13 protein-coding genes and 1 other RNA gene are annotated in these 21,699 nt (G+C 33.5%); 3 read left to right on the top strand and 11 right to left on the bottom strand.

Features of this window, described 5'->3' with window-relative positions:
• Window position 1 precedes the first annotated feature (1 nt).
• From Q4Q39_RS16415 to Q4Q39_RS20640, 8 genes are all read right to left on the bottom strand, one after another.
• Window positions 2-796 (bottom strand): carboxylesterase family protein, encoded by a 795-nt coding sequence (locus Q4Q39_RS16415; RefSeq protein WP_303283636.1) that lies wholly within the window; start codon window positions 794-796, stop codon window positions 2-4.
• Window positions 797-806: 10 nt separating this feature from the next.
• A complete protein-coding gene (locus tag Q4Q39_RS16410) occupies window positions 807-2,180 on the bottom strand; it encodes a glucoamylase family protein (RefSeq protein WP_303283635.1) in 1,374 nt (457 codons plus the stop codon).
• A gap of 3 nt (window positions 2,181-2,183) precedes the next feature.
• On the bottom strand, window positions 2,184-3,566 hold the full coding sequence (locus Q4Q39_RS16405) for a glucoamylase family protein (RefSeq protein WP_425555652.1): 1,383 nt from the start codon (window positions 3,564-3,566) through the stop codon (window positions 2,184-2,186).
• Window positions 3,567-3,661: 95 nt separating this feature from the next.
• The gene (locus tag Q4Q39_RS16400) at window positions 3,662-5,374 is read right to left on the bottom strand and encodes a LamG domain-containing protein (RefSeq protein WP_303283634.1); all 1,713 of its coding nucleotides are present in this window, start codon (window positions 5,372-5,374) and stop codon (window positions 3,662-3,664) included.
• 20 nt (window positions 5,375-5,394) lie between these two features.
• Complete coding sequence (locus Q4Q39_RS16395; protein WP_303283633.1) at window positions 5,395-6,942, bottom strand: RagB/SusD family nutrient uptake outer membrane protein; 1,548 nt, start codon at window positions 6,940-6,942, stop codon at window positions 5,395-5,397.
• A gap of 11 nt (window positions 6,943-6,953) precedes the next feature.
• The gene (locus Q4Q39_RS16390) at window positions 6,954-10,007 is read right to left on the bottom strand and encodes a SusC/RagA family TonB-linked outer membrane protein (RefSeq protein ID WP_303283632.1); all 3,054 of its coding nucleotides are present in this window, start codon (window positions 10,005-10,007) and stop codon (window positions 6,954-6,956) included.
• Between the two features lie 223 nt (window positions 10,008-10,230).
• Complete coding sequence (locus Q4Q39_RS16385) at window positions 10,231-13,011, bottom strand: helix-turn-helix and ligand-binding sensor domain-containing protein (protein WP_303283630.1); 2,781 nt, start codon at window positions 13,009-13,011, stop codon at window positions 10,231-10,233.
• A gap of 186 nt (window positions 13,012-13,197) precedes the next feature.
• Window positions 13,198-13,455: a DUF6786 family protein gene (locus Q4Q39_RS20640; RefSeq protein ID WP_367892720.1), complete on the bottom strand. Its 258-nt coding sequence runs from the start codon at window positions 13,453-13,455 to the stop codon at window positions 13,198-13,200.
• A gap of 220 nt (window positions 13,456-13,675) precedes the next feature.
• Between Q4Q39_RS20640 and Q4Q39_RS16375 the strand changes: the two genes are divergently transcribed.
• Both Q4Q39_RS16375 and Q4Q39_RS16370 read left to right on the top strand, forming a co-directional pair.
• On the top strand, window positions 13,676-14,440 hold the full coding sequence (locus Q4Q39_RS16375; protein ID WP_303283884.1) for an SDR family NAD(P)-dependent oxidoreductase: 765 nt from the start codon (window positions 13,676-13,678) through the stop codon (window positions 14,438-14,440).
• 633 nt (window positions 14,441-15,073) lie between these two features.
• Window positions 15,074-16,690, top strand: a complete 1,617-nt coding sequence (locus tag Q4Q39_RS16370) for a sulfatase family protein (protein ID WP_303283628.1) — start codon at window positions 15,074-15,076, stop codon at window positions 16,688-16,690.
• Between the two features lie 278 nt (window positions 16,691-16,968).
• Here the strand turns inward: Q4Q39_RS16370 and Q4Q39_RS16365 are convergent, their stop codons facing one another.
• Window positions 16,969-18,138, bottom strand: coding sequence for a BT3233 family polysaccharide utilization protein (locus tag Q4Q39_RS16365; RefSeq protein ID WP_303283627.1), 1,170 nt, complete (start codon window positions 18,136-18,138; stop codon window positions 16,969-16,971).
• Window positions 18,139-18,155: 17 nt separating this feature from the next.
• Window positions 18,156-18,998, bottom strand: a complete 843-nt coding sequence (gene kduI, locus Q4Q39_RS16360) for a 5-dehydro-4-deoxy-D-glucuronate isomerase (RefSeq protein WP_303283626.1) — start codon at window positions 18,996-18,998, stop codon at window positions 18,156-18,158.
• Window positions 18,999-19,689: 691 nt separating this feature from the next.
• Between kduI and Q4Q39_RS16355 the strand changes: the two genes are divergently transcribed.
• The gene (locus Q4Q39_RS16355) at window positions 19,690-21,207 is read left to right on the top strand and encodes a sulfatase family protein (RefSeq protein ID WP_303283625.1); all 1,518 of its coding nucleotides are present in this window, start codon (window positions 19,690-19,692) and stop codon (window positions 21,205-21,207) included.
• A 92-nt stretch (window positions 21,208-21,299) separates the two neighbouring features.
• Here the strand turns inward: Q4Q39_RS16355 and ssrA are convergent.
• Window positions 21,300-21,694: a transfer-messenger RNA gene (gene ssrA, locus Q4Q39_RS16350) on the bottom strand.
• Between the last annotated feature and the right edge of the window lie 5 nt (window positions 21,695-21,699).

Raw genomic sequence — 21,699 nt, 5'->3', positions numbered from 1 at the left:
TTTAATGTTTGATATTAGAAAATAGCCAAGACAATAATTCTGGTTCAGCAAAAGCAGAATCCCAGCTATTATGATTGTCTTTGGCGTATAATGTGAAATTTGGTTTGCCACCGTTTTTTAAAATTCCGGTTACCATATCAACTGATGATTGGGGGTTAACAACATCATCATTTGCTCCGTGGAATATCCATAACGGCGTGGTTTTGGCATATGCTTTCGTAGCTTCGGGGTTTCCTGCACCACAAATAGAAAATGCCGCTGCAAATAACGCTGGTTTTCGGTAAATGATTTCAAAAGTTCCCATGCCCCCCATAGATAAACCGCCAACATAGAGTTGGTGCTTATTTACATATGGTTTTGAAAGCATGCTATCCATTAATTGCATGACCAATTCCATGGGTTTTGTCGGTTTTGCATGCAATGGAAATTCAAATTTTATTGGTTTCTTAGTTCTATCTACTTTTGTACTTGCCCAAAATGAATTCTTAGGACATTGTGGAAAAATAACGATGGCAGGGAAATCAACTCTATTCTTTTCAGAAGCAAATAATTTACTGCCATGTACCAATTGGGCTTTGTTATTGTTACCGCGTTCGCCTGCACCATGTAGAAATAACACGACTGGATATTGTTTAGATTCATCAAAATCCTTTGGCAACATGATACGGTATTGTAAGGTATCTGATTGACTTATAAAAGATTTTTCAGAATATAAATTTTCATGTTGTCCCATCATATAATTTGATATGCTTAAGACAAATAAGATTAATGTATATCGTTTGAACTTCTCAATCATGTTTTTAGTGTTAGTAGTTGAAACCTAGTTTATCTAACCCTTTTTTTACATCTTCGTTTTTCATGAATAAATTCCAAAGTAACCCCGTTCTATGATTTTCAATCATTACTATTTGTGGTCCTTGATCTATTGCTAAATAAGCTTCTGCAACCCAAAAATTATTATGTGGGCTAAACGCATCGTAAAACCCTGCAGCGCCTAATAATTTCTCTTTATTTTGATACATGTAATGCATTACTTTTAGAGATTCATTGGGTGTATACGGAATTGAACTTACAGCCGCAGTGGGGGAAACAATACCTAAATCATTAGATGGGCTATGGGCTGAATACCCAATGGAATTATCTGTATTTCGAGAATAACTGGCTGTTAAACCCCAACAGTCTTCACTATAATCTATATAGTTTTTGGGGTTAGTGATGCAATATTGTCGATTGATTTTTGTGTGATTAACAACTAGATCCCAATAATTTCCATATTGATCCGTTAAGTTTTTTGGGTTTAATCCGAGAAAGGAATAATGACTAAAAAATAGCGGGCCTCCTAAATTTGAACCTCCTGCATGCTTTAAAACCAAAGGGAAACCATATTGCGAACTTGAAGATACAATCGTTCCATTGTTTGCCCAACCTTTTTCATATACCGATTTTGAGATACTATAATCTGGTGATGCTGCAGCTAAAACATAAGTGATTAAGACTTCATTGTATCCTGAGAGCTTTAAATTTATATCGAAACCATGATTAGGGCTCCAATGCCAATACAAGACGTCTTGATTTTGTGTGTACCAATTCCATTCTACGCCTTTCCATAAGTCATCAGCTTTTTGAGCGAGTGATTTTTCAGTATCGGTTCCATCTTTTAAATACTCTTTAATACAAATTAGTCCCTGAACCAAAAATGCTGTTTCTACTAAATCGCCACCATCATCTTTGGTACTAAAGGGAATAGCAGTACCAGAGCTTCCATCAATCCAGTGGGACCATGCACCATGAAAACGATCTGCATTCTCTAAAAAAGTCAAGATTTTATTCAATCGTGAAACACCTTGTTCCCTGGTAATGAAATTACGTTCTATCGCCACGATAATACTCATTAGCCCAAAACCAGTGCCGCCAGATGTCACTACATTTTGATTTAAAGTAGGGGTGTTGGGGTGGTATCTTTCTTTTGCTGCTCCAGAATCTACATTAGCAAAATCCCAAAAATATTTAAAGGTTTCTTTCTGAGTTAAATTCATCATGTCTTCATCATTGAGAGGTGTAATGACTTCAGGCTCGTCATCTGAACCTGGAATGTAAGGTTCTTGATATCCTGGACCACTATCACTAGAGCACGAAAGCATTATAAAGCTAAGAAAGAGTATGTGAAAATGTTTTATCATTAATCATTTTTTTGAATGCGTAAATCCTAATTTGTCTAGTCCAGATTTAACATCTTTATTTGCCATAAACAATTCCCATAACATTCCAGAGCGATAATTTTCAATCATCAAAGGAATAGGACCTTGATCTATTGCTAAATATCGAGGTGTATACCAATTATGTTCAAAACTGAAGGCATCGTATGGCCCATATTTTCCTATTAATGAATCATGATCTTTATATAGCTTTTTTAGCATTTTCATACTCTCTTTTGGTGTGTAAGGAAATGAAGACAGGGCAGCCGTAGGAGCTATAACACCTAAATCGTTGTTTGGTCTATGACCTTTGTAGCCTTTCATAGAATAACTGGATGTTAAACCCCAAATACTATCGCCATACCCTTTATAGTTTTTTGGGTTTTTTAAGCTGTGTTTATGGTGAATTCTTGCCTGATTTTGTACTAGTTTCCAATAGTCGGCGTATGTATCTGATAATCCATACGGGTTTAAACCAACATAGGAATAATGTGCCCAAAACATGGGGCCGACAGGTGATTTATCGTGTTCGTAATAGTCCAAAATCAAATCTTCGTCATAGAATTTTTCAGTTGAAACTATTTTACCGTTTCTGGCCCAACCTTTATGGTAAACAGATTTTTTTATTGAATGTGTAGGAGATGAGGCTGCTAGAATATACATAATTAGGCATTCGTTGTAACCACCAACGGGAAAATTCATGTCCCAACCAAATTCTGGAGACCAATGCCAGTAGAGTACATCTTCACCATTTTTAGTATACCAATCCCATTCTACGCCACGCCATAGTTTATCAATTTTTGCAACTAGTTTTTGTTCTTCTTTATTGCCATCTTTAAAGTATTCTGATACTGTTAACAAACCTTGAATCAAAAATGCGGTTTCTACCAAGTCGCCGCCATTATCTTTTTTGCTAAATGGCAATACCTTTCCTGTTTCACCATTAAGCCAATGGGGCCATACACCATGGAATTTATCTGCTGTTTCTAAAAAACTTACAATTTTATATAAACGTTCTCTAGCTTGCTCTCTGGTAATAAATTCTCTTTTTACACCTACTAATATAGCCATAACACCAAATCCGCTTCCCCCAATGGTTACTGTGTTTTTTGGTGAGGTAGGGTAGATGTTATCCATGTGTAGGCGTTCTCTAGCCATGCCAGAATTAGGTTCGGCACCTTCCCAAAAATAATTGAAGGTTTGTTTTTGGATAGTGTCTAGTAATACATCATCATCACTATCGTATAAAACGGTATTATTTTCAACAGGTTTTATTGTTTTACTAACGTCTTTGTTACTCTTTTTACAGCTAAAACATGTAAAAAGAAAAAGTAATATAGACAATAGTTTAATTTTTCTAAATAAACTCATAAAAGAAGGGTGCATTAATTTTAGCTGCATTTAAAAGAAAATGCAGCTAAAAATTCAACTAAAATAAACTCAAACTCACTCAATTGTACTAATTATTAATCTGCCATAATGGTTTGGATCTCAGATTGAGAAAGTGCTTTGTCAAAGATTCTTAATGCATCAATAGCACTAGCATCCGACAAGTGATTCCAATAACTGAATGTTGGTCCGCCTGCTCCAATAACGAGGTCGGTACATCCAGTCCAATCAATACTAGATCCAGAAGTAAAAGTTGATGTTAAGGTTTCAGCACCATCTAAATAAATTTTGCTTTCTGTGGGAGATACTGTTAATGCAATGTGCACCCAAGCATCTGCTGTTACATCAATTACTCCGCCATCATTCCAGCTTTCTCCTGTACCTATGCCAACATTTACTTTTATTCTTTGTTCTGTACCGTTGCCTTCTCTAAAGAGTCTAAAGCCTTGCTTTCTGTCGGTTTCATCATCGCCAACTACTAAAATCCCAGCTCTATCTGGTGTTGCATTTACTTTGTACCAAAAGGTCGCACTAAACGTGTCTGCACCAAATAAACCAGCTATAGGGAATGTTGCATAAGAATCTGTTGCTCCCATATAAGAATCGCTACCTTCTACACTAATGCCTGCATAAGTTGGTGTACCAACTACATTGGCTTCTGCTCCTGTATTAAGCTCAGTTAAACTTCCGTTAAAAGGCATGTAGAATGTTTCTCCATCAAATTTAGGTTCATAAGCTGAGTCTGCTATGGCTTGTACCTCGGTACTTGTTAAGGCTTTATTAAAGAATCTTAAATCATCTATAGAACTATTGTCTGATACATGGTTCCAATAGCTAAAAGTTTCACCTCCAGCCCCTATAGTAAATTGTTCGCAACCTGTCCAATCTACAGGCGAAGACATCACGGAAGTCCTCACAGCTTGTCCATTTAAGTATATGGTGTTTTCTGTATCAGAAATCGTAAATGCAACATGTACCCATTCTTCAGCAGTAACATCTATGACATCGCCATCGTTCCAGCTTTCACCAGTACCAGTTCCAACATTTAATTTAATTCTTTGTTCTGTACTATTTCCTTCTCTAAAGAGTCTAAAGCCTTGTCTTCTGTCAGTTTCATCATCACCAACTACTAAAATGCCAGCACGATCTGGAGTTGGATTGACTTTATACCAAAAGGATGCACTAAATTGATTGGTTAATAAATTTCCTGTTGGAAACGTAAGATAATTATCGGTTCCAGGAACAAGTGAGTTTAAACCAATTTTGCCATCGCCTGCAAAGCCAGGAGCGCCAGTTTCATTTGCATGAGTAATACTAATGAGGTCAACAAAATCACCATCAAAAGGCATGTATAATGATTCTCCATCAAAAAGAGGAGTATACGGAGGTTCTTTAACAAAATTAACTGTTTCAGAAGTACTTTTGCCGTCAATATCTGTTGCAGTAATAGTCAAAATGTGATCACCAGTTGTTATATTATCGTAAGTAAACTCTTTTATGAAGATGCGATAATCTATAAAGTCATTAAAATTTGCTATTTCGTTTCCGTCAATTTTTACAGAGACTGAAGCAATTTCAATGTCATCATTTACTTTAAAATCTATATTTATAGAAGTTACAACTTCGAGTACTTTTATTGTAGTTCCTTCCAAAGGAAAGTTAATTAAAACTGTTGGAGCCGAAGCGTCAGCCCCTGGATCAACTTGTGTAATTGAATCTATACCATTATCACAAGAAAATACAAGTAATAACAATAACAGAGTAATAATACTATTTGTACATTTTTTCATTTTCTATTGTTTTTTTGGTATTAATTAGATATTTCACCTAGAATAGGAAACTCGTCTATTTGATCTTGATGATAGGTTACAAAAGCTTTATCAGCTGTGAAGGTTCTACCTTCATAACTCAACTCATCATTTCTGCCTAATCTGACCATATCAAAAAATCGTTTACCCCATTCCATAGCCAATTCAGCATATTTTTCATCTATTACTTGATCTAGAGTGACTCCATTAAGTGGCGTAAGCCCAGCTCTAGCTCTAACTATGTTGACTGCTTGATCTGCAGTCATAGCAGTATTAGAAGCTCCTTGAATTAAGGCTTCGGCATACATTAAAAGTGTTTCGGCATAGCGATAAACGATATAATTCTTATTGCTACCATAAGCTCTACGCTCTCCGATAAGTTGATTCGTTGGCAAATAATGTTTTCCACTCGAAAATATAGCCCTTGCACTGTTATTAAGTCTATCTCCGTCTCTGGTTGTCGAAGAGACAAAATTCGGTAAGGTAACTGCCGTATAATTAGTAGTTGCTATAATACTATCAATACCTTGTTCAGTAAATAATACTGAAGTTTCCAAACGTTGATTATCTCCCCTGTCTAACATAAACTTAATATATTTCATACTTGGTTCAAAGAAGCCCCATCCTCCACTTGCACCAGCAACAAAAGGTGTCCACCCTTGGGGGCCGTAAGGCGCATAAAGATGACTTACATTTTCGCCTGTTCCTTCTCCAAAATCTGAGAATTGCATTTCAAAAAGGTTTTCATCACTTAATTTTCCTGGAGTTTTGAAGAGTTCGTAATAATCTCCGAATAAGCTAAATTTTCCCGAGCTTATAATTTGTCCTGTAGCATCTGCAACCGCTTGATAATTTTTTAATTCTTGATTAGCTGAAGCCTTAATCATTAGTGCGGTGTATTTAGTAACACCTCCGGGTAAATCTGTACGTTCATTTGGTCGCATATCCAATAGAAATGGTAGTGCTTCATCCATTTGATCGGAAATATGCTGCATGACTTCATCTTTAGTAGGTACAGATGTAACATTAGCAAAATCATTAAGGTCTGATGATTCTGGAATAAATACCGCACCATAGACCTGTGAAAGCTGTAAAAGAAGTATCGCTCTAAGTACTTTTGCTTCGGCTATATATTGTTCTCCTAAAGCAACGCCTTCATCATCAGCTAACTCCATGTACCTGCTAATTTGCTCCATGGCTGTATGTGCTGTAATAATAGTTCCATAATAGCCTTCCCACAAGGTTCGTGAACCGAAAAAAGAATTATCATATACATAGCGATCTTGATTTTTAAGCCCTTGTTGATCACCAGCAGCATTTACATCGTCTCCTCTAGTAGAAACAACTAATGGTCTTTCCCAATTTCTATAGGAAACCTCTCTGTAAACACCAATGAGCGAGAAAACCATGTCTTCGGTTTTCGAAAAATCAGCCCCGCCTGCAAAATTGTTATTAAGTTCTGGTTGATTCAATTCACTCGAACAACCTGTAAGCAAAATACTCAACAATACTAAAAGTACAGGCCATTTTTTTGTTTTTATATATATCATAGCTATTGTTTTTAAATTTTAATATTAACACCTAACGTATATACCCCTGGGATGGGATAGGTTTGTTGATCTCTACCATTTGCTACCTCTGGGTTAAAGCCATTGTATTTAAAAATTGTTAAAGGACGCTCAGCAGTTATATAGAATCTGATGTCTGGATTGAATTTTCCCTTAGACTTCGGTAATGTATAACCTAAAGTAACATTCTGTAAACGAACAAAATCACCATCTTCAACAAAAAAGCTATTAAGAAATTGATTGCTCCAAGGATTTCGTATACCTCTTGCTGATGGATACGTGTTAGATGTGCCTTCACCACGCCAACGATTAACGGCAAAATCTCTATCTATATTAGGGTCTGGTGATTGTCTAATAGAGAAACGTTTAATATTTGCTATCACATTGCCTCCTTGTCCAATAACATTTAAGGAAAAGTCAAAAGCCTTATAATTAAGTCCTAAGTTAAAACCAAAAGAATAAGATGGTAAAAAAGAACCTAAATCTACTCGGTCCTGTGCATCAATTTCCATATCACCATTATGATCAACGAATCTAAAATCTCCGGGTTCAACCGTTAAGCCATTTCCTCTAGCTGTAACAGCAGCAGGATCTGCCAGAATTTCAGCTTCAGTTTGGTAAACACCAGCAACTTCAAGTCCGAAGAAAGAATTTATAGCTCCTCCAACTACAGATCGTTGTGCTGTATCTCCTCCAGAAGTTAAATTTTCTTGCCCAGCTAAATCTAATATTTCATTTTTTAAGGTAGAAAAGTTTCCTCCAATACTATAACTGAAATCTTCTGAAACTCGTTTGTTCCAATTTATAACAAACTCAATCCCAGAGTTTCTAATCACGCCTACATTTTGTCTGGTTTCTCCGGGTATTAAAAGTCTAGATACAGGAATTATGGCATCTCTTGTTTCTCTGGTAAAGTAATCGGACTCGATAGATAATTGATTATCAAATAGTCTAGCTGTAAAACCAAAGTTTGTTTCCTCGGTCACTTCCCATTTTAAAATTTCAAAATCACTACTTGTAATTAGTCCTGGAAATCGTGTGTCCCCAAAAGATGCGATAGTCTCTTCAGAAGTTATACTTCCTGAACTTGAGGCGACATTGGCATTCCCCAATTCACCCCAAGTGGCTCTTAATTTTAAGAAATCGAAGACACCGTTATCCTTCATAAAAGGTTCACTAGAAACTACCCAACCTGCACCAATAGTAGGGAAATACCCCCATTTTTCTTGGTATTTATTCGTCCCATCTGCACGAAATGTACCATATAATAAATACTTATCATCAAAATTATAGGCAATACGCCCAAAATATGAGAAGAAATACTGTCTAGCCCCATCATCACCTGTGAATCTGTCGCGATTTGCTCTTTCAGTTAAGTCGATATCCTTCGACAAATCTAAAAAGTATGATTCGTCACCTATTCCTGGACCGTTTGGGAAATTTATCCCTTTTATCTCTAGTTGTTCAAAAGATCGATCTCTAAACGACGTCCCTGCTAAAACAGTTAAGTTGTGTTTTCCAAAATCATCTGTATAGGTTAAGGTATTGTCCCAGGTTTGCTCAGAAAGCGTTTCTTTTCTTTTAATTAACTCTGCAGTATTCCGGTCAGCGTTTCCAATACCGAATGAAAACGGAAGCCTTACTTCTCTAACTTCAAGTGTTTCAAGATTGTGAAAATAAGCTGTCTTAAAATCCAGTTTATCAGGAATTACTTCATATTGTAAATCAAAAGTCATTAATGTATTTCGTATTTTATTTCTGTTTTCGGTATTTTCAATCACAGGAAAGGGGTTTTGAGTACCTCTATACCCCAAATCATTTGCATTTGCATAAGGTCTGGGGAACGCATCGGTTTTAGATGGATCAAGAACAGGCATGGTGGGCACCGCAAAATAGGCTAAGGCAAATGCCGTTTCTTCTGGACGATATCTAGTAGCATTGCTCAATAGTGTTGAAGCGCCTACTTTTAATCGATCACTTACATTAACATTTAATTTGGTTCTGATATTAAAGCGTTCATAGTCGTTTTTTGTTCTAAGAATACCTTCTTGTTCAAATTGACTTAAGCCAATCGAATAGGTAATATCTTCTGTTCCTCCTGTAACTCCTAAATTGTGGTTCTGTATGAGGGCATGACGTAAAATTAAATCATACCAATCTGTATTTACAGCAGGGATATTGGGGTTTATTCTACTTCGCCCATAACGCTGCATCGCATTTTCTATAAAACTTGCTTCTGCAGCAGAGCCAGATTCTCTAGCCAATGTAGCAAACTGTTCAGAATTTGATAGCTTTACAACATTATGAGCAACTTGAACCCCTTGATAACCGCTGTAACTAATTTGGGGTTTCTGATTAGGTTTACCAGAGTGCGTCTCAATAAGTATAACACCATTAGCAGCCCTTACTCCATATATAGCCGACGCCGACGCATCTTTAAGTACAGAAATAGTTTTGATATCTTCATTGTTCAAAAAGTCGATATCGTCGAAAAATGCCCCGTCTACAACGTAAAGTGGATCAGAGGCTCCATCTCCAGTATAGGATCCAAGACCACGAACTCGAACTGTAGGTGATGTTCCTGGAGCGCCACTACTTACCACTTGAAGACCTGCCACTTTTCCTTGTAATGATTGCATTGGAGCAGCAGAAGGTGTCCTAGTAATATCTTCGGATTTAATAGTTGTAATAGATCCAGTTAAATCGGCTTTCTTCTGTGCCCCATAACCTATAACGACAATTTCATCAAGTGAAGCGACATCAGGTTCTAATGATATATTTACGGTCGCTTGGTTTTTAATAGTTACAGACTGTGGTTTAAAGCCAATAAAGCTGAACTCTAAAGTTTCTCCACTTTTTACATTAATAGAATAATTCCCATCAAAATCTGTACTTACACCCCTTGTTGTTCCTTTTACTATTACATTAACACCAGGTACGGACATATTATCCTCGGCACTAACTACTGTACCGCTTACTAATATGTCTTGTGAAAAAGCGTTAACTGTAAACAGAAGAATTAACAATAAAGTAAATCTTGTTTTCATATAATTTTATTTAGAATGTTAGTTTCCACTAAATTAGAAACTATTAGAAAGTACATCAAAAAATGAATTACACATAAAATACGTCATAAATAATTATAAGCTAAAAACACTTATTGACGTATGTTATGAGGGGAGTGCTTAATAGATTTAAGAGCTTTTAAGAGGGTTTTGACGTAGTTTTGACGTAGTAATTTTTGTGAAAATGTATTATCTCTAAGGTGTTTTATTTAAAATTACGTAAATAATCGACTAGAGATTTGTCATTTTCTAAATTTAACTTGCGTTTTAATCTATATCTATGTGTTTCTAACCCTCTTATTGATACATTCATTAATGGCGCAATTTCCTTAGTCAACAAATTCATTTTGATGTAGGCACATATCTTTAAATCTTTATGAGTAAGTTGTGGATGTTTGTTTTTTAACTGATTGAAAAATTCTTCATGTACCTGATTAAAATTATATTCAAATAATTGCCATTCATCTTCATGTCCAATAGAATTATCAATTTTTCTTAATAAGCGTTTGTACATTAAGGCATTTTCGAAACCATTTTTATTTTTTATAAGTTCACTTTTAATCTCGAGCATTGATTCGTTCTTTTTAACCAATGCCATGGCAGTATTTGCAAGTTGTTTGCTTTTTAATTTGACTTCGTTTTTTAATGAGTCATTTTTTAGTTGTACTATTTTCTTATCGTTTTCAATCGCTTTTTCTTTTAGTAATTCTTCTTGTTCTTTTATTAGCTTTTTATGTAATGCTTCTTGTTCTTTGTTAATTTTTCGTTTGTGTAGCCAATATGCTACTAGACTAATAAGTAAAGCTGTTATTAGATAAAAAAGGCGTCTTTTATACCACGGCGGAGATATTTGTAATTGGATTGTTTTTACAGGTGATAATTCTCCAGATATATTGGTTGTTCGAAAATGTATTTTATAATCATCACTACTTAAACTGGACAATTCTAATTTTTCATTATCCATTTTATACCAATTCAAGGTATCTGAATTAGATGATATAGCATATTCGAAAAAATGATTGTTTGAATTCGGGGAGGATATTGTTATGCTTATGTTTTTATTAAAAGGCGCTTCATAAACATCAGAATCATTTATAAAAACTAAATCTTTATCAATTTCTATATGTTCTATAAAGGGAGTTTGAAGTGTATTGTTTTTTGTGTGATTAGCTTTATTTATTAGCATAAAACCATCATAGAGGTTTAAGGCATAAATAGAGTCTTTTATATGAGAAACACTTTCTCCATCTACAACAAGGCTTTTTTGAAAAAGTTCATTGGGTAGTTCTAAGTCAATTTTACCATCAATCAAAGAAACAAAACTTATTTTGTCTTTTTTATTCTTAGTAACTAATAAGTCTGTATTAGGCTCTGAAATTATATTGGTGTCAATTCCAAAAGTTTCATTTAATAAGTCGTTAGGGACTATACTATCTATTAAAGCCTCATATTTTTGCCATCCTTCATTAGTTTTAAAACAAATGGTATTTTTTATGTTATGTACTCTTACGTTAAAGTCTGAATGAAGGCCTTTGTTTTTATAATCTTTAATTTGAATGGTATCGTAATTTTTATCAAATTTTACTCTAAGAACTCCTTTGTAAGCATGGGCAACCCATGCTGTGTATTGATCTTCGAATACTAGGTATTTAATAGGAATAGTGGTTCCGCCTAAATGCTTAGCTGTCCAATTTCCATTTTGGTAATCATATCTAACTAAACCTGCATAGGTGCCTTGAATAAACATGTTTTTTGACTCGGGAACCTTTTTAATGATCCAGCCACCTGTAGAGCTTGAAATTTTTTCTAACGTCTTGTTTTGAACTAAAAAAGTACCACTATTGTGTCCACAAAATAAATCACCATTTATTTCTTTTAATTCCCATACCTGACCTTGAGATCCTTCAATAAATTTTAAGGTATTATCTTTATTGTCTAAATAAAATAACCCTGTATTACTACCTATATATAGTGTATTTTTATAATTAATGATGTCATAGACAGCTCCTAATTCACCAGAGTTATCATTATAAAAGGTATGACTATAATTTAAATTTATTAATGCAATACCGTTATCTAAACCAATCCATAATTTATTGTTCTTGCCTAAGCCTTGACTTAAAACAGTATTATTTAATAAGCCATTTTCTTTATTAATATGAAATAGTATTTTACCTGAATTATCAGTTACGTATACTCCATTCTTTATAGTACCAAAAACCATATTTGTATTATCCAACTCTAAGAAGCTATTAAGTTGCTGCTCTTTAATAATTTCATTAATTTCTGGTTGCCATGGCTCTAATACCTTACCATCATATAAATAGCAACCTTTTAAAGAGGTGGTAATAAGTAATTTATTTTTGAATTTTGTTATTGAAATAACCTTAACATTATTTAACTCACCATTTATTAAGGGGACTAAAGTTTCATCTTGTAATATAAAAATGCCATCTTTTAATGTTGATACGTATATATTATCATCGACTATGTTGCACGAAATTATAGTGGATTGAGGTTCTATTTTAATGATTTTATTATCTCGGTATATGTATAGATTCAAAAAGGATCTAAAAAAAATGTCTCCGTTATGGTGCAATATTTGCCAGAATTCTTCACTTAGAGATTCCTTCTGTTCCTGAACGTTACTCAATGAGGTATATATTAATTCTCCCTTTTGATTCTTTTTCCAATAACCAAACTCTTCGTAAGACCCTGTATAAATAATGTCTTTGTGTGCTAATACAGAACGTATGATGGTTTTATTCGGAAGCTGAAAAAAACGCCATTTTAAACCGTCAAACTCTACGAGTCCTTTATCGTTTGCAACATATAATTTCCCGTTTTCTGCAACAGAAACTCCCCAATTTTGATTGCCTGCATTGAATTCAGTTAGTGAATAGTTTTGAAAAAATGGTGTGTATTGGGCATATAGCTCACTAAAGAAGCATATAGAAATTAAGAGAAAGATATTTTTAAAATTCATTAACATAAGTAATCGTTAACAGTAGATAAGCCGAACATAGATCCCAAACAAATCTAATCAATTTTAAAATAATGTTTTAACTCAAAAATAGATTGATACCATTTCAATATAGAATATGGTGTCAATGTTTATGAAGAATTTTGATTGTAATGTAATTAAATCACTTTAACTGGTTGAGGTTGAGGTTTAAAAGTGCCTTATAATACTGTTTAATTCACTATGTGTACCAGAGAAATGATATACGCTATGAAAATGCTCGATTGTTTCATTAGGTAGCAGCTCTTTCATTGCAGAAGTAGATTCTAATTCGAAAAAACTAATATCATTTGTGACATAATAATTCATAGTCCCATTATTATAAATGGGAATAACGTCTCCTTTATAAGGTTCTTTTTGAACAGAAACATTCGAATTAAAATAAAGACTGTCATTTGTTTTTTTGATGCTGAATAATTGTTGATCTCTGTTTAAAATCGTTTGCGGAAAAATGAATTAGCTTCAGATCTAAAAATAGAGTCATTAGAACTATTTGAGGGTGTAAAAAACACTATATGCGACAAAATTCTAAAGGACTTTATTTAACTTCGCCATAAGTAAATCCTAAAATGGTTTTAGTTTATAAATCAAAAATCAGTAAATAATTATAAAAAATAATAGAATGAGTATTTTGAACAAGTTTAGTCTAGAGGGAAAAACAGCTTTAGTAACAGGTTGTAAAAGAGGTATTGGTAAAGCTATGGCTGTAGGTTTAGCAGAAGCAGGAGCTAATATTATTGGAGTGTCAGCTTCATTGGAATTAGAAGGTAGCGATGTTGAAAAAGCAGTACAAGGTACAGGTAGAACCTTTAAAGCTTATCAAGCCGATTTTTCAGATAGAGAGTCTTTATATGCTTTTATAGCAAAAGCTAAAAATGATAACCCCGTTATTGACATTTTGGTAAACAATGCAGGAACCATTTTAAGAGCTCCAGCTGCAGAACATTCAGATGAATTATGGGATAAAGTAATTGAGGTTAATCAAAACGCTCAGTTTATTTTAACCAGAGAATTTGGTAAAGAAATGATAGCAAGAGGTTCCGGAAAAGTAATATTTACTGCTTCGTTACTAACATTTCAAGGAGGAATAACTGTACCGGGTTATGCTGCTAGTAAAGGTGCTATTGGGCAATTAACAATGGCTTTTTCTAACGAATGGGCAGGTAAAGGTGTTAATGTAAACGCTATTGCTCCTGGTTACATTTCGACAGATAACACAGAAGCTTTAAGAAATGATCCAGTAAGGGCTGAATCTATTTTATCTCGTATTCCAGCAGGAAGATGGGGGGAAGCAACAGATTTTGCCGGACCAACAGTATTTTTAGCATCGGAAGCTGCTGCCTATATGAACGGTGCAGTTGTACTTGTTGATGGTGGATGGATGGGCAGATAATTATATCATCACAAAAGTATTAAACATGCATATTATATCAAGGTTTTATTAGGACTACGAGTTAGGTAGTAAAAGAGAAACTTCAGGGAGAACGATTACAGAAACAGATTTTGTTGTTCATGCGAGCCATACGGACGACTATTTTCGCATCGCATAGATGCGAAAGGTTTACGTTACCCTTTAAACAGCGGATTGTCCATTGAACATTAACGTTTGCTGTAGGTATTGGTATGACAGCAATAGAAATTAGTCTTGAAACTTTTTCTAAAGGTTATGATAGGTTACGTTTTATTAAACCTGTATATATAGGAGGATACTATTCGTGAAAAGAAAAAATTTAAACGTCCTGAATTAGGACATGTTAATGAGAGCGTTAAAAGATTCAACTAATAAGATGAATTGGTTTTAGTTTGTGACCATATTTTTATTAGCTAATAAAAAAGAATTCGAGAGCTAAACTGTTTAATAAGTTATTGAAAAAGGTTTTTATGTCAGTTTAGGCATAGGTGAGAATAAATAGTTATAGATATTGATCATATAGAAGTGATAGGTATTTGATCGTATTCTTAGCTTTGCTTAATCTGATATTTATTTTATGTAAACTGTTTAAATAATTTAAAACTCCAAAAAGACATGATAAAATTTAAATTTTCAATAAAGATCTTGGTATCATTATTTTGTGTATTACCATTTATTTCCTGTAAGAAATTAGAAAAAAAGCCTGCTAAGGAGAAGCCAAATATAATTTACATTATGACAGATGATCATGCTGCCGGTGCAACAGGCATGTATGGAGGTCGTTTAGCAAATTTAAACCCAACGCCAAATTTAGATAAGCTAGGTGGTGAAGGCATGATTTTTGACAACTGTTTTGTGACGAATTCTATCTGTACACCAAGTAGAGCATCTATAATGACAGGGCAGTATAGTCAAACTAATGGAGTCTTGGATTTGTGGAATGAATTGGATGCCAAGAAGCAGTACCTTCCACAAGAAATGAAGAAATTAGGTTATGAAACGGCAATGATTGGTAAATGGCATTTACATATTGAACCAACTGCGTTCGATTATTATAATGTTTTACCCGGTCAAGGAACATATTTTGACCCGATTTTTAGAGTACAAGGAGAGGGAGAATGGCCAAACAATACCGTTCAATATAAAGGACACAGTTCAGATGTTATTACAGATCAGGTTCTGGATTGGTTTGAAAATAAGAAAGGAACAGAAAATCCCTTTTTCTTAATGTATCATTTTAAAGCGCCACATGATATGTTTAAGTTCAATCCAAAATATGCTGATTATTTAGAGAACGAATTTATTCCAGAACCAGAAAGTTTATATAACCAACCGTTTTGGGGATCTGAGGCAACTCGTGGTAAAAATGATAGCTTAATAAACATTATAGGATCTTCTATTTCTAAAAGACATCTTAATCGCAATTATGTAGATGTTTATAAAACAAGTGATAGACCTACAGAAAAAGAAGCTACCAGTGCTGCATACCAAGAGTATTTAAAACGATATTTAAGATGTGTAAAGGGTGTCGATGATAACTTAGGTCGTTTTTTTGATTACTTAAAAAAGAACGGATTGTGGGAAAACACCATTATTGTTTATACATCAGATCAGGGAATGATGTTAGGGGAACATGATTTTGAAGATAAGAGATGGATGTATGAAGAATCAATTCGCATGCCTTTTATTGTTCGTTATCCTGAAATGATAAAGAAGGGATCAAAAACAGATTTAATTGTAAATAATACAGATTTTGCTCCAACTTTAATAGAATTGGCTGGTGGTAAAAAACCTGATTATATGCAAGGAGAAAGCATGACAGAAATTTTAAAGGGAAATACCCCAGAAGATTGGAGAACAAGCACCTATTATCGTTATTGGATGCAAATGGTTCATCACGATATTCCTGCTCATTTTGGGTTAAGAAGCAAAGATCATAAATTAATATTCTTTTACGGTAGGTATCATAATTTAGAAAAAGAAGGTACACTTTCTATGTACTGGAATGATGAAGCAAATTCTAATAAAGTCGGGATTACACCAGCTGCATGGGAATTTTATGATTTAAAGAATGATCCTGGAGAATTAGTAAATCAATATAATAACCCCGATTACAAGGAAATTATAGAGAAGATGAAAACCGAATTACAGGAAAAAAGGCAAGAATTAAATGAAGAAGATCATGATTATCCGCATTTAAAAGAGATCATAGACAAACATTGGAATGATTAGAAATTGATTTTATTAAAAAAGAAAAAAGGGTAATACTTAATACAAAGTATTGCCCTTTTTAGCTGTTAGAGTAGAATTATATTATTTTATTATTCAAATTTAATCCAATCAAGGTTCATTAAATAGTCGCTATCTCTATCAAAAACTAACTTAATACTTTTATCTTTTTATTTATAGATGTTTCAATAGTTTTCCGGTTATCCCAACCCACCAGTATCTGGTACTTTACTATTTGATAACTATCAGTCAATTAGAAAGATTTTGATGATTAACTTTTATTAATCTAATTTGACGGTTAAAGGATTATTGATTTTTAATGAAAATTGATTCAAATAATTTTCCCAGGCCTCTTTGTTTTTAAATTGACCACTTTTTTTCCAACCAAACCCGGTATAGTATGTAACATTATTGCTCAAAACATTTAGGTTAGCAAAAGCATGACTTAAATCTACTTTATCGGTAATATACTCTTCAGAATTTATAAAATACTCTTTTGTCGAAACGATAGCAGTTCCAAGTTCAGAGTCACCATGAGGTTGCCAATAACTCACCCAGTTGTTTTCATCATTACTTACAATTTCTCCATCTTTTTCATGTAAAGTTAAGCCAGCGGAAACTGTATTTGCCCCATTTAAGGATATTTCGAATTTTGATAGATTACTCCCATAATCCAAACTAATAATTCGAGATTCTTTTATTGCGTTTCCATTAGCATCCCAATCTTCATATTCTAGATAAAAACTAGTCCTAATAGGGCCGGTTGTGATTGTTTTCCATTTTGTATAGTTTTTAGAAGCATAAAATGAATCTTTCTGTTTTATAACAATACTTCCAACACCTCTACTTATTCCAACATGAAAATTATCGAGTCCTTCACCATGATCTTTATGATAAGATTGCCCATTTGCATTTTGCTTATACCATTTATTTATAATTGGATAATCAACTCTTTTAAGCCATGCATCCACACCACTGGATAATGTACCTCCTGGTGTACCTTGTTCAACCATTTTTTGAGCAGTCGGGCCAAAAACTCGAAATGCAACTTTGTCATTTTCCCAGGCATAATCATCAGTTCGTTCCGGAACAAAACGAGAAAAACAGTAGTTTTTTGCAGCTGGTTTCGATGCATTTGGGTGCATTACTATTTCATATTTTTTTTCAGACTTAGCAGGGATTTTAGGTTGAAACAAAAGGACATCAGATACTCCGTCATCATTTGTGTCTACAAGTTGTGAAATCAATATTTCATCAGAATCTATATCTTTTACACTTAGATTAGTTAAGGCGTCAACTTTCAAGAATTCTTTTGTTAATTCAACAGTTTCAAGTGTCCTTTCAATATCTAAAGTGTTTTTTATTGTAAGCGTTTTACGTTCTTTTTCTTTAGTACAAGAAGTAAAAGTCAGTATAGAAAAACAGAAGATATATAGCTTTTTAATAATCATGATGAAAAGTTTTGAGATTATCTTAATTCATTTATTTTGCAAGTATCCATATCACTATAATCTAAATTTTCACCAGCCATTCCCCAAATAAAGGTATAGTTACTAGTTCCTGATCCTGAGTGAATTGACCATGGTGGAGAAATTACCGCTTGGTTATTAGCCATCCATATATGTCTTGTTTCGTTAGGTTGTCCCATAAAATGACAAACAGCTTGATCTTCTGGTACTTCAATGTAGAAATATACTTCCATTCTTCTGTCATGAACATGAGCTGGCATAGTATTCCAGACGCTTCCTTCTTTTAAAGTAGTCATGCCCATTTGTAATTGGCAAACATCAACTACACTATTCACAATATATTTTCTTAAAGTACGAGCATTTGCTGTTTCAGGAGCTCCTAATTCAACAACTTCAACATCATTTATTCCAATTTTCTTATTAGGAAAGGCCTTATGGGCTGGTGTAGAATTTAAATAAAACTGCGCTGGGTTATTTGCAGATTTGCTTGAGAATACTACTTTTTTATTTCCTTGCCCAAGATATAATGCTTCTTTATGTTCAAGAGTATAACTATTGCCATCTACAGTTACCGTACCCGTATCTCCAATATTTATAATACCAAGTTCTCTTCTATCTAAAAAATTTTCAGATTTTAAAGGATCTATAGACTCAAGTTCAATAGATTTAGTAACAGGTACCACACCACTAACCATATATCTGTCATAATGAGAATAAACCCATTTTAAAGTATCTTTGGTCATAACATTTTCTACCAAAAATTCATTACGCAACGCTTCAGTATCATATTGTTTTACTGCTTCTGGACTAGAAGCATATCTTACTTCATAATTGTTGTTCATTATATGTGTTTATTTAAAATTAATTAATAGAGAAGTCATTTAAACTTTTTCCACTTACTAAAAAATTGCCCTTTTTAGTTCATTTTTGTCTTTTTTGCCTTCCGTAGCTCTGCTATGCAACTTAAAAAAGCCTTCAAATGATTCAAAAAATGACTAATTTTCGCTTAAACACAAAAAGTTTAAATCACTTCAGATTTATAAGTATACTAAAATAATACAATAACTACTTAATAGATTAATTGAATTGATCTATTCTGCAATGGTGAACCATTTTTACATATAATTAGGACTATTTCACCCATTTTTTATTTTTTTTAAGGTTTTAATCATTATAAGATTCAAATTTCGTTAATATATATTATGATTAATATTCTAATTTTGAAAAAAAGTGTTCTTTACATATTTGTTATATCAACTTTATCAAAATTATCCCTATTTGCATCTAAGAATTTAGCCAAATGTTTTTTTGTAAAATAGTACCTGTTATTTTTAATAAAGTTGGGGTATAAATTATATTTACTACAAGTGGTATTTATACAGTCTAAAACAACAATAATAAGACTCTTTAAATTGATTTATTCAATCGTTTTATTATTTACAGTGTTTGCTTTTTTCTTGTAAATTTGTATTAGCAAATATTACTTAATTTTTCAATATTTGATATTATTTATTTAAAAGATGATAAAAAAAGATGATTAGATTTTACACACTACTTTTAGTGCTTTTGTTTTGCTCATGTAACGCTAAAAAGAATAACAAAAATGAAGCCACCAAGCCTAATATTGTCTTTATTTTTACAGACGATCAAACTTACACATCTGTAGGGGCATTAGGAAATGACGAAATTATAACGCCTTCATTAGATAAGTTAGTTCATGAAGGTACAACGTTTACGCATGCTTATAATATGGGGTCATGGAGTGGAGCTGTTTGTGCAGCATCTAGAGCCATGATAATTTCGGGAAGATTTGTATGGAGAGCGAATGAATTCAGGCAAAAATGGGTAGCTAAAGATACAGGGAGCTTTAAAAAGAGTTGGCCTAAATTATTAGGGGATAAAGGGTATAAAACATATATAACTGGTAAATGGCATGTAGATGCTGCGGCAGGTAAATTATTTGATAATGCAGTTCATATTCGACCTGGGATGCCAAGGGATGCCTGGAAACATTCTAAAATGGTTACAAAATTCGATTCTTTATCTAAAGTAAAGAATGCAAAATCTGAAACTATAATGCCAAATGGTTATAATCGCCCTAAAAGTGTAAATGATACATCTTGGTCGCCTACAGATAGATCTAAAGGCGGATTTTGGGAAGGGCAAAAACATTGGAGTGAAGTTTTAAAAGATGACGCAATAGCATTTATAGATAAAGCCAAGGATGATGAAAATCCGTTTTTTATGTACTTGGCATTTAATGCGCCTCATGACCCTAGACAAGCCCCAAAAGAATATTTAGAGATGTATCCGTTAAAAAACATTTCAGTCCCTAAAAGTTTTTTACCAGAATACCCGTTTAGAAATGATATAGGAAATGGTGATCATTTAAGAGACGAAGCTTTAGCTCCATTTCCAAGAACGCCATTTGCAATAAAAACGCATAAACAAGAATACTATGCAAGTATCTCACATTTAGATGCCCAAATAGGTTTGATTATTGATGCTTTGAAAAAGTCTGGGAAAATGGATAATACTTATATCTTTTTAACATCAGATCATGGGTTAGCTATGGGAAGGCATGGATTATTAGGGAAGCAGAGTTTATTTGATCATAGTATCCGTCCTCCGCTTGTTATTGTTGGGCCAGATATACCAAAAGATAAAAGAGTGAATTCAGATGTTTATTTGCAAGATATTATGGCTACTTCCTTAGAAATTGCTGGCGTAGAAAAACCAAATTATGTTGAGTTTACAAGCTTTTTAGATATTGCGAAAGGCAACACCGATAAAAGTAATTATGAGGCAATATATGGTGCTTATTTAAATGTGCAACGCATGATTAGAAAAGATGGTTTTAAATTATTAGTGTACCCGAAAATTGATAAAATCCTTTTATTTGATTTAAATAAAGACCCAGAAGAAATGAATAATATAGCAGATAACCCTGCTAATAAAGACAAAGTAAAGTCCTTATTTAAAGATTTAATGCAATTACAAAAAGATATGGAAGACCCCTTAGATATTTCTAATCTTTATAATTCCATATAGCTTGAATATAAATAAATTATACTAAACGAATAATAGAAGAATTTATCAACTAAAAAAAACAAACCCAGTAAATCGAGATTTACTGGGTTTTTTAGTGGAGTCGGAGAGAATCGAACTCTCGTCCAAACAAGTAACCAAAGAGCTTTCTACACGTTTATTCTTTTCTTGATTTTTCGATTATAAGCTGGTTAAAGACAACCCACTTATAACTTATCTTTTTTAGTTTCAAAAGGGCATCAAAGCACTACCCAATCTATGTTAACATTTACGATGCCTCAAAATGGAACGCCGTTAACAAAGGCTTTCCGGAGACATAAAGCTTGTACACCTTGTGTACCTAGGCTAATCCTACTATAATTCGGATTATGCAGCTAAAGCGTAGTTATTCTCGCCGTTTAAAATTTGATCTAGCCTTTAACGTGTTTCAATGTCATTACACGACGTGCTTACTGTTCAATTAATCTCGCTGTCAAAACCAGTCGACCCCTTAAT

It is taken from the genome of Flavivirga amylovorans, assembly GCF_030540875.1.
GTDB lineage: Bacteria > Bacteroidota > Bacteroidia > Flavobacteriales > Flavobacteriaceae > Flavivirga > Flavivirga amylovorans.
This window is presented reverse-complemented; position numbering and strand designations above follow the sequence as displayed.

What these genes read in the sequence shown, in the direction of transcription:
- Q4Q39_RS16415 (WP_303283636.1), bottom strand. Translation starts at nt 796, where the DNA reads ATGATTGAGAAGTTCAAACGATATACATTAATCTTATTTGTCTTAAGC.
- Q4Q39_RS16410 (WP_303283635.1), bottom strand. Translation starts at nt 2,180, where the DNA reads ATGATAAAACATTTTCACATACTCTTTCTTAGCTTTATAATGCTTTCG.
- Q4Q39_RS16405 (WP_425555652.1), bottom strand. Translation starts at nt 3,566, where the DNA reads ATGAGTTTATTTAGAAAAATTAAACTATTGTCTATATTACTTTTTCTT.
- Q4Q39_RS16400 (WP_303283634.1), bottom strand. Translation starts at nt 5,374, where the DNA reads ATGAAAAAATGTACAAATAGTATTATTACTCTGTTATTGTTATTACTT.
- Q4Q39_RS16395 (WP_303283633.1), bottom strand. Translation starts at nt 6,942, where the DNA reads ATGATATATATAAAAACAAAAAAATGGCCTGTACTTTTAGTATTGTTG.
- Q4Q39_RS16390 (WP_303283632.1), bottom strand. Translation starts at nt 10,007, where the DNA reads ATGAAAACAAGATTTACTTTATTGTTAATTCTTCTGTTTACAGTTAAC.
- Q4Q39_RS16385 (WP_303283630.1), bottom strand. Translation starts at nt 13,011, where the DNA reads ATGAATTTTAAAAATATCTTTCTCTTAATTTCTATATGCTTCTTTAGT.
- Q4Q39_RS16370 (WP_303283628.1), top strand. Translation starts at nt 15,074, where the DNA reads ATGATAAAATTTAAATTTTCAATAAAGATCTTGGTATCATTATTTTGT.
- Q4Q39_RS16365 (WP_303283627.1), bottom strand. Translation starts at nt 18,138, where the DNA reads ATGATTATTAAAAAGCTATATATCTTCTGTTTTTCTATACTGACTTTT.
- kduI (WP_303283626.1), bottom strand. Translation starts at nt 18,998, where the DNA reads ATGAACAACAATTATGAAGTAAGATATGCTTCTAGTCCAGAAGCAGTA.
- Q4Q39_RS16355 (WP_303283625.1), top strand. Translation starts at nt 19,690, where the DNA reads ATGATTAGATTTTACACACTACTTTTAGTGCTTTTGTTTTGCTCATGT.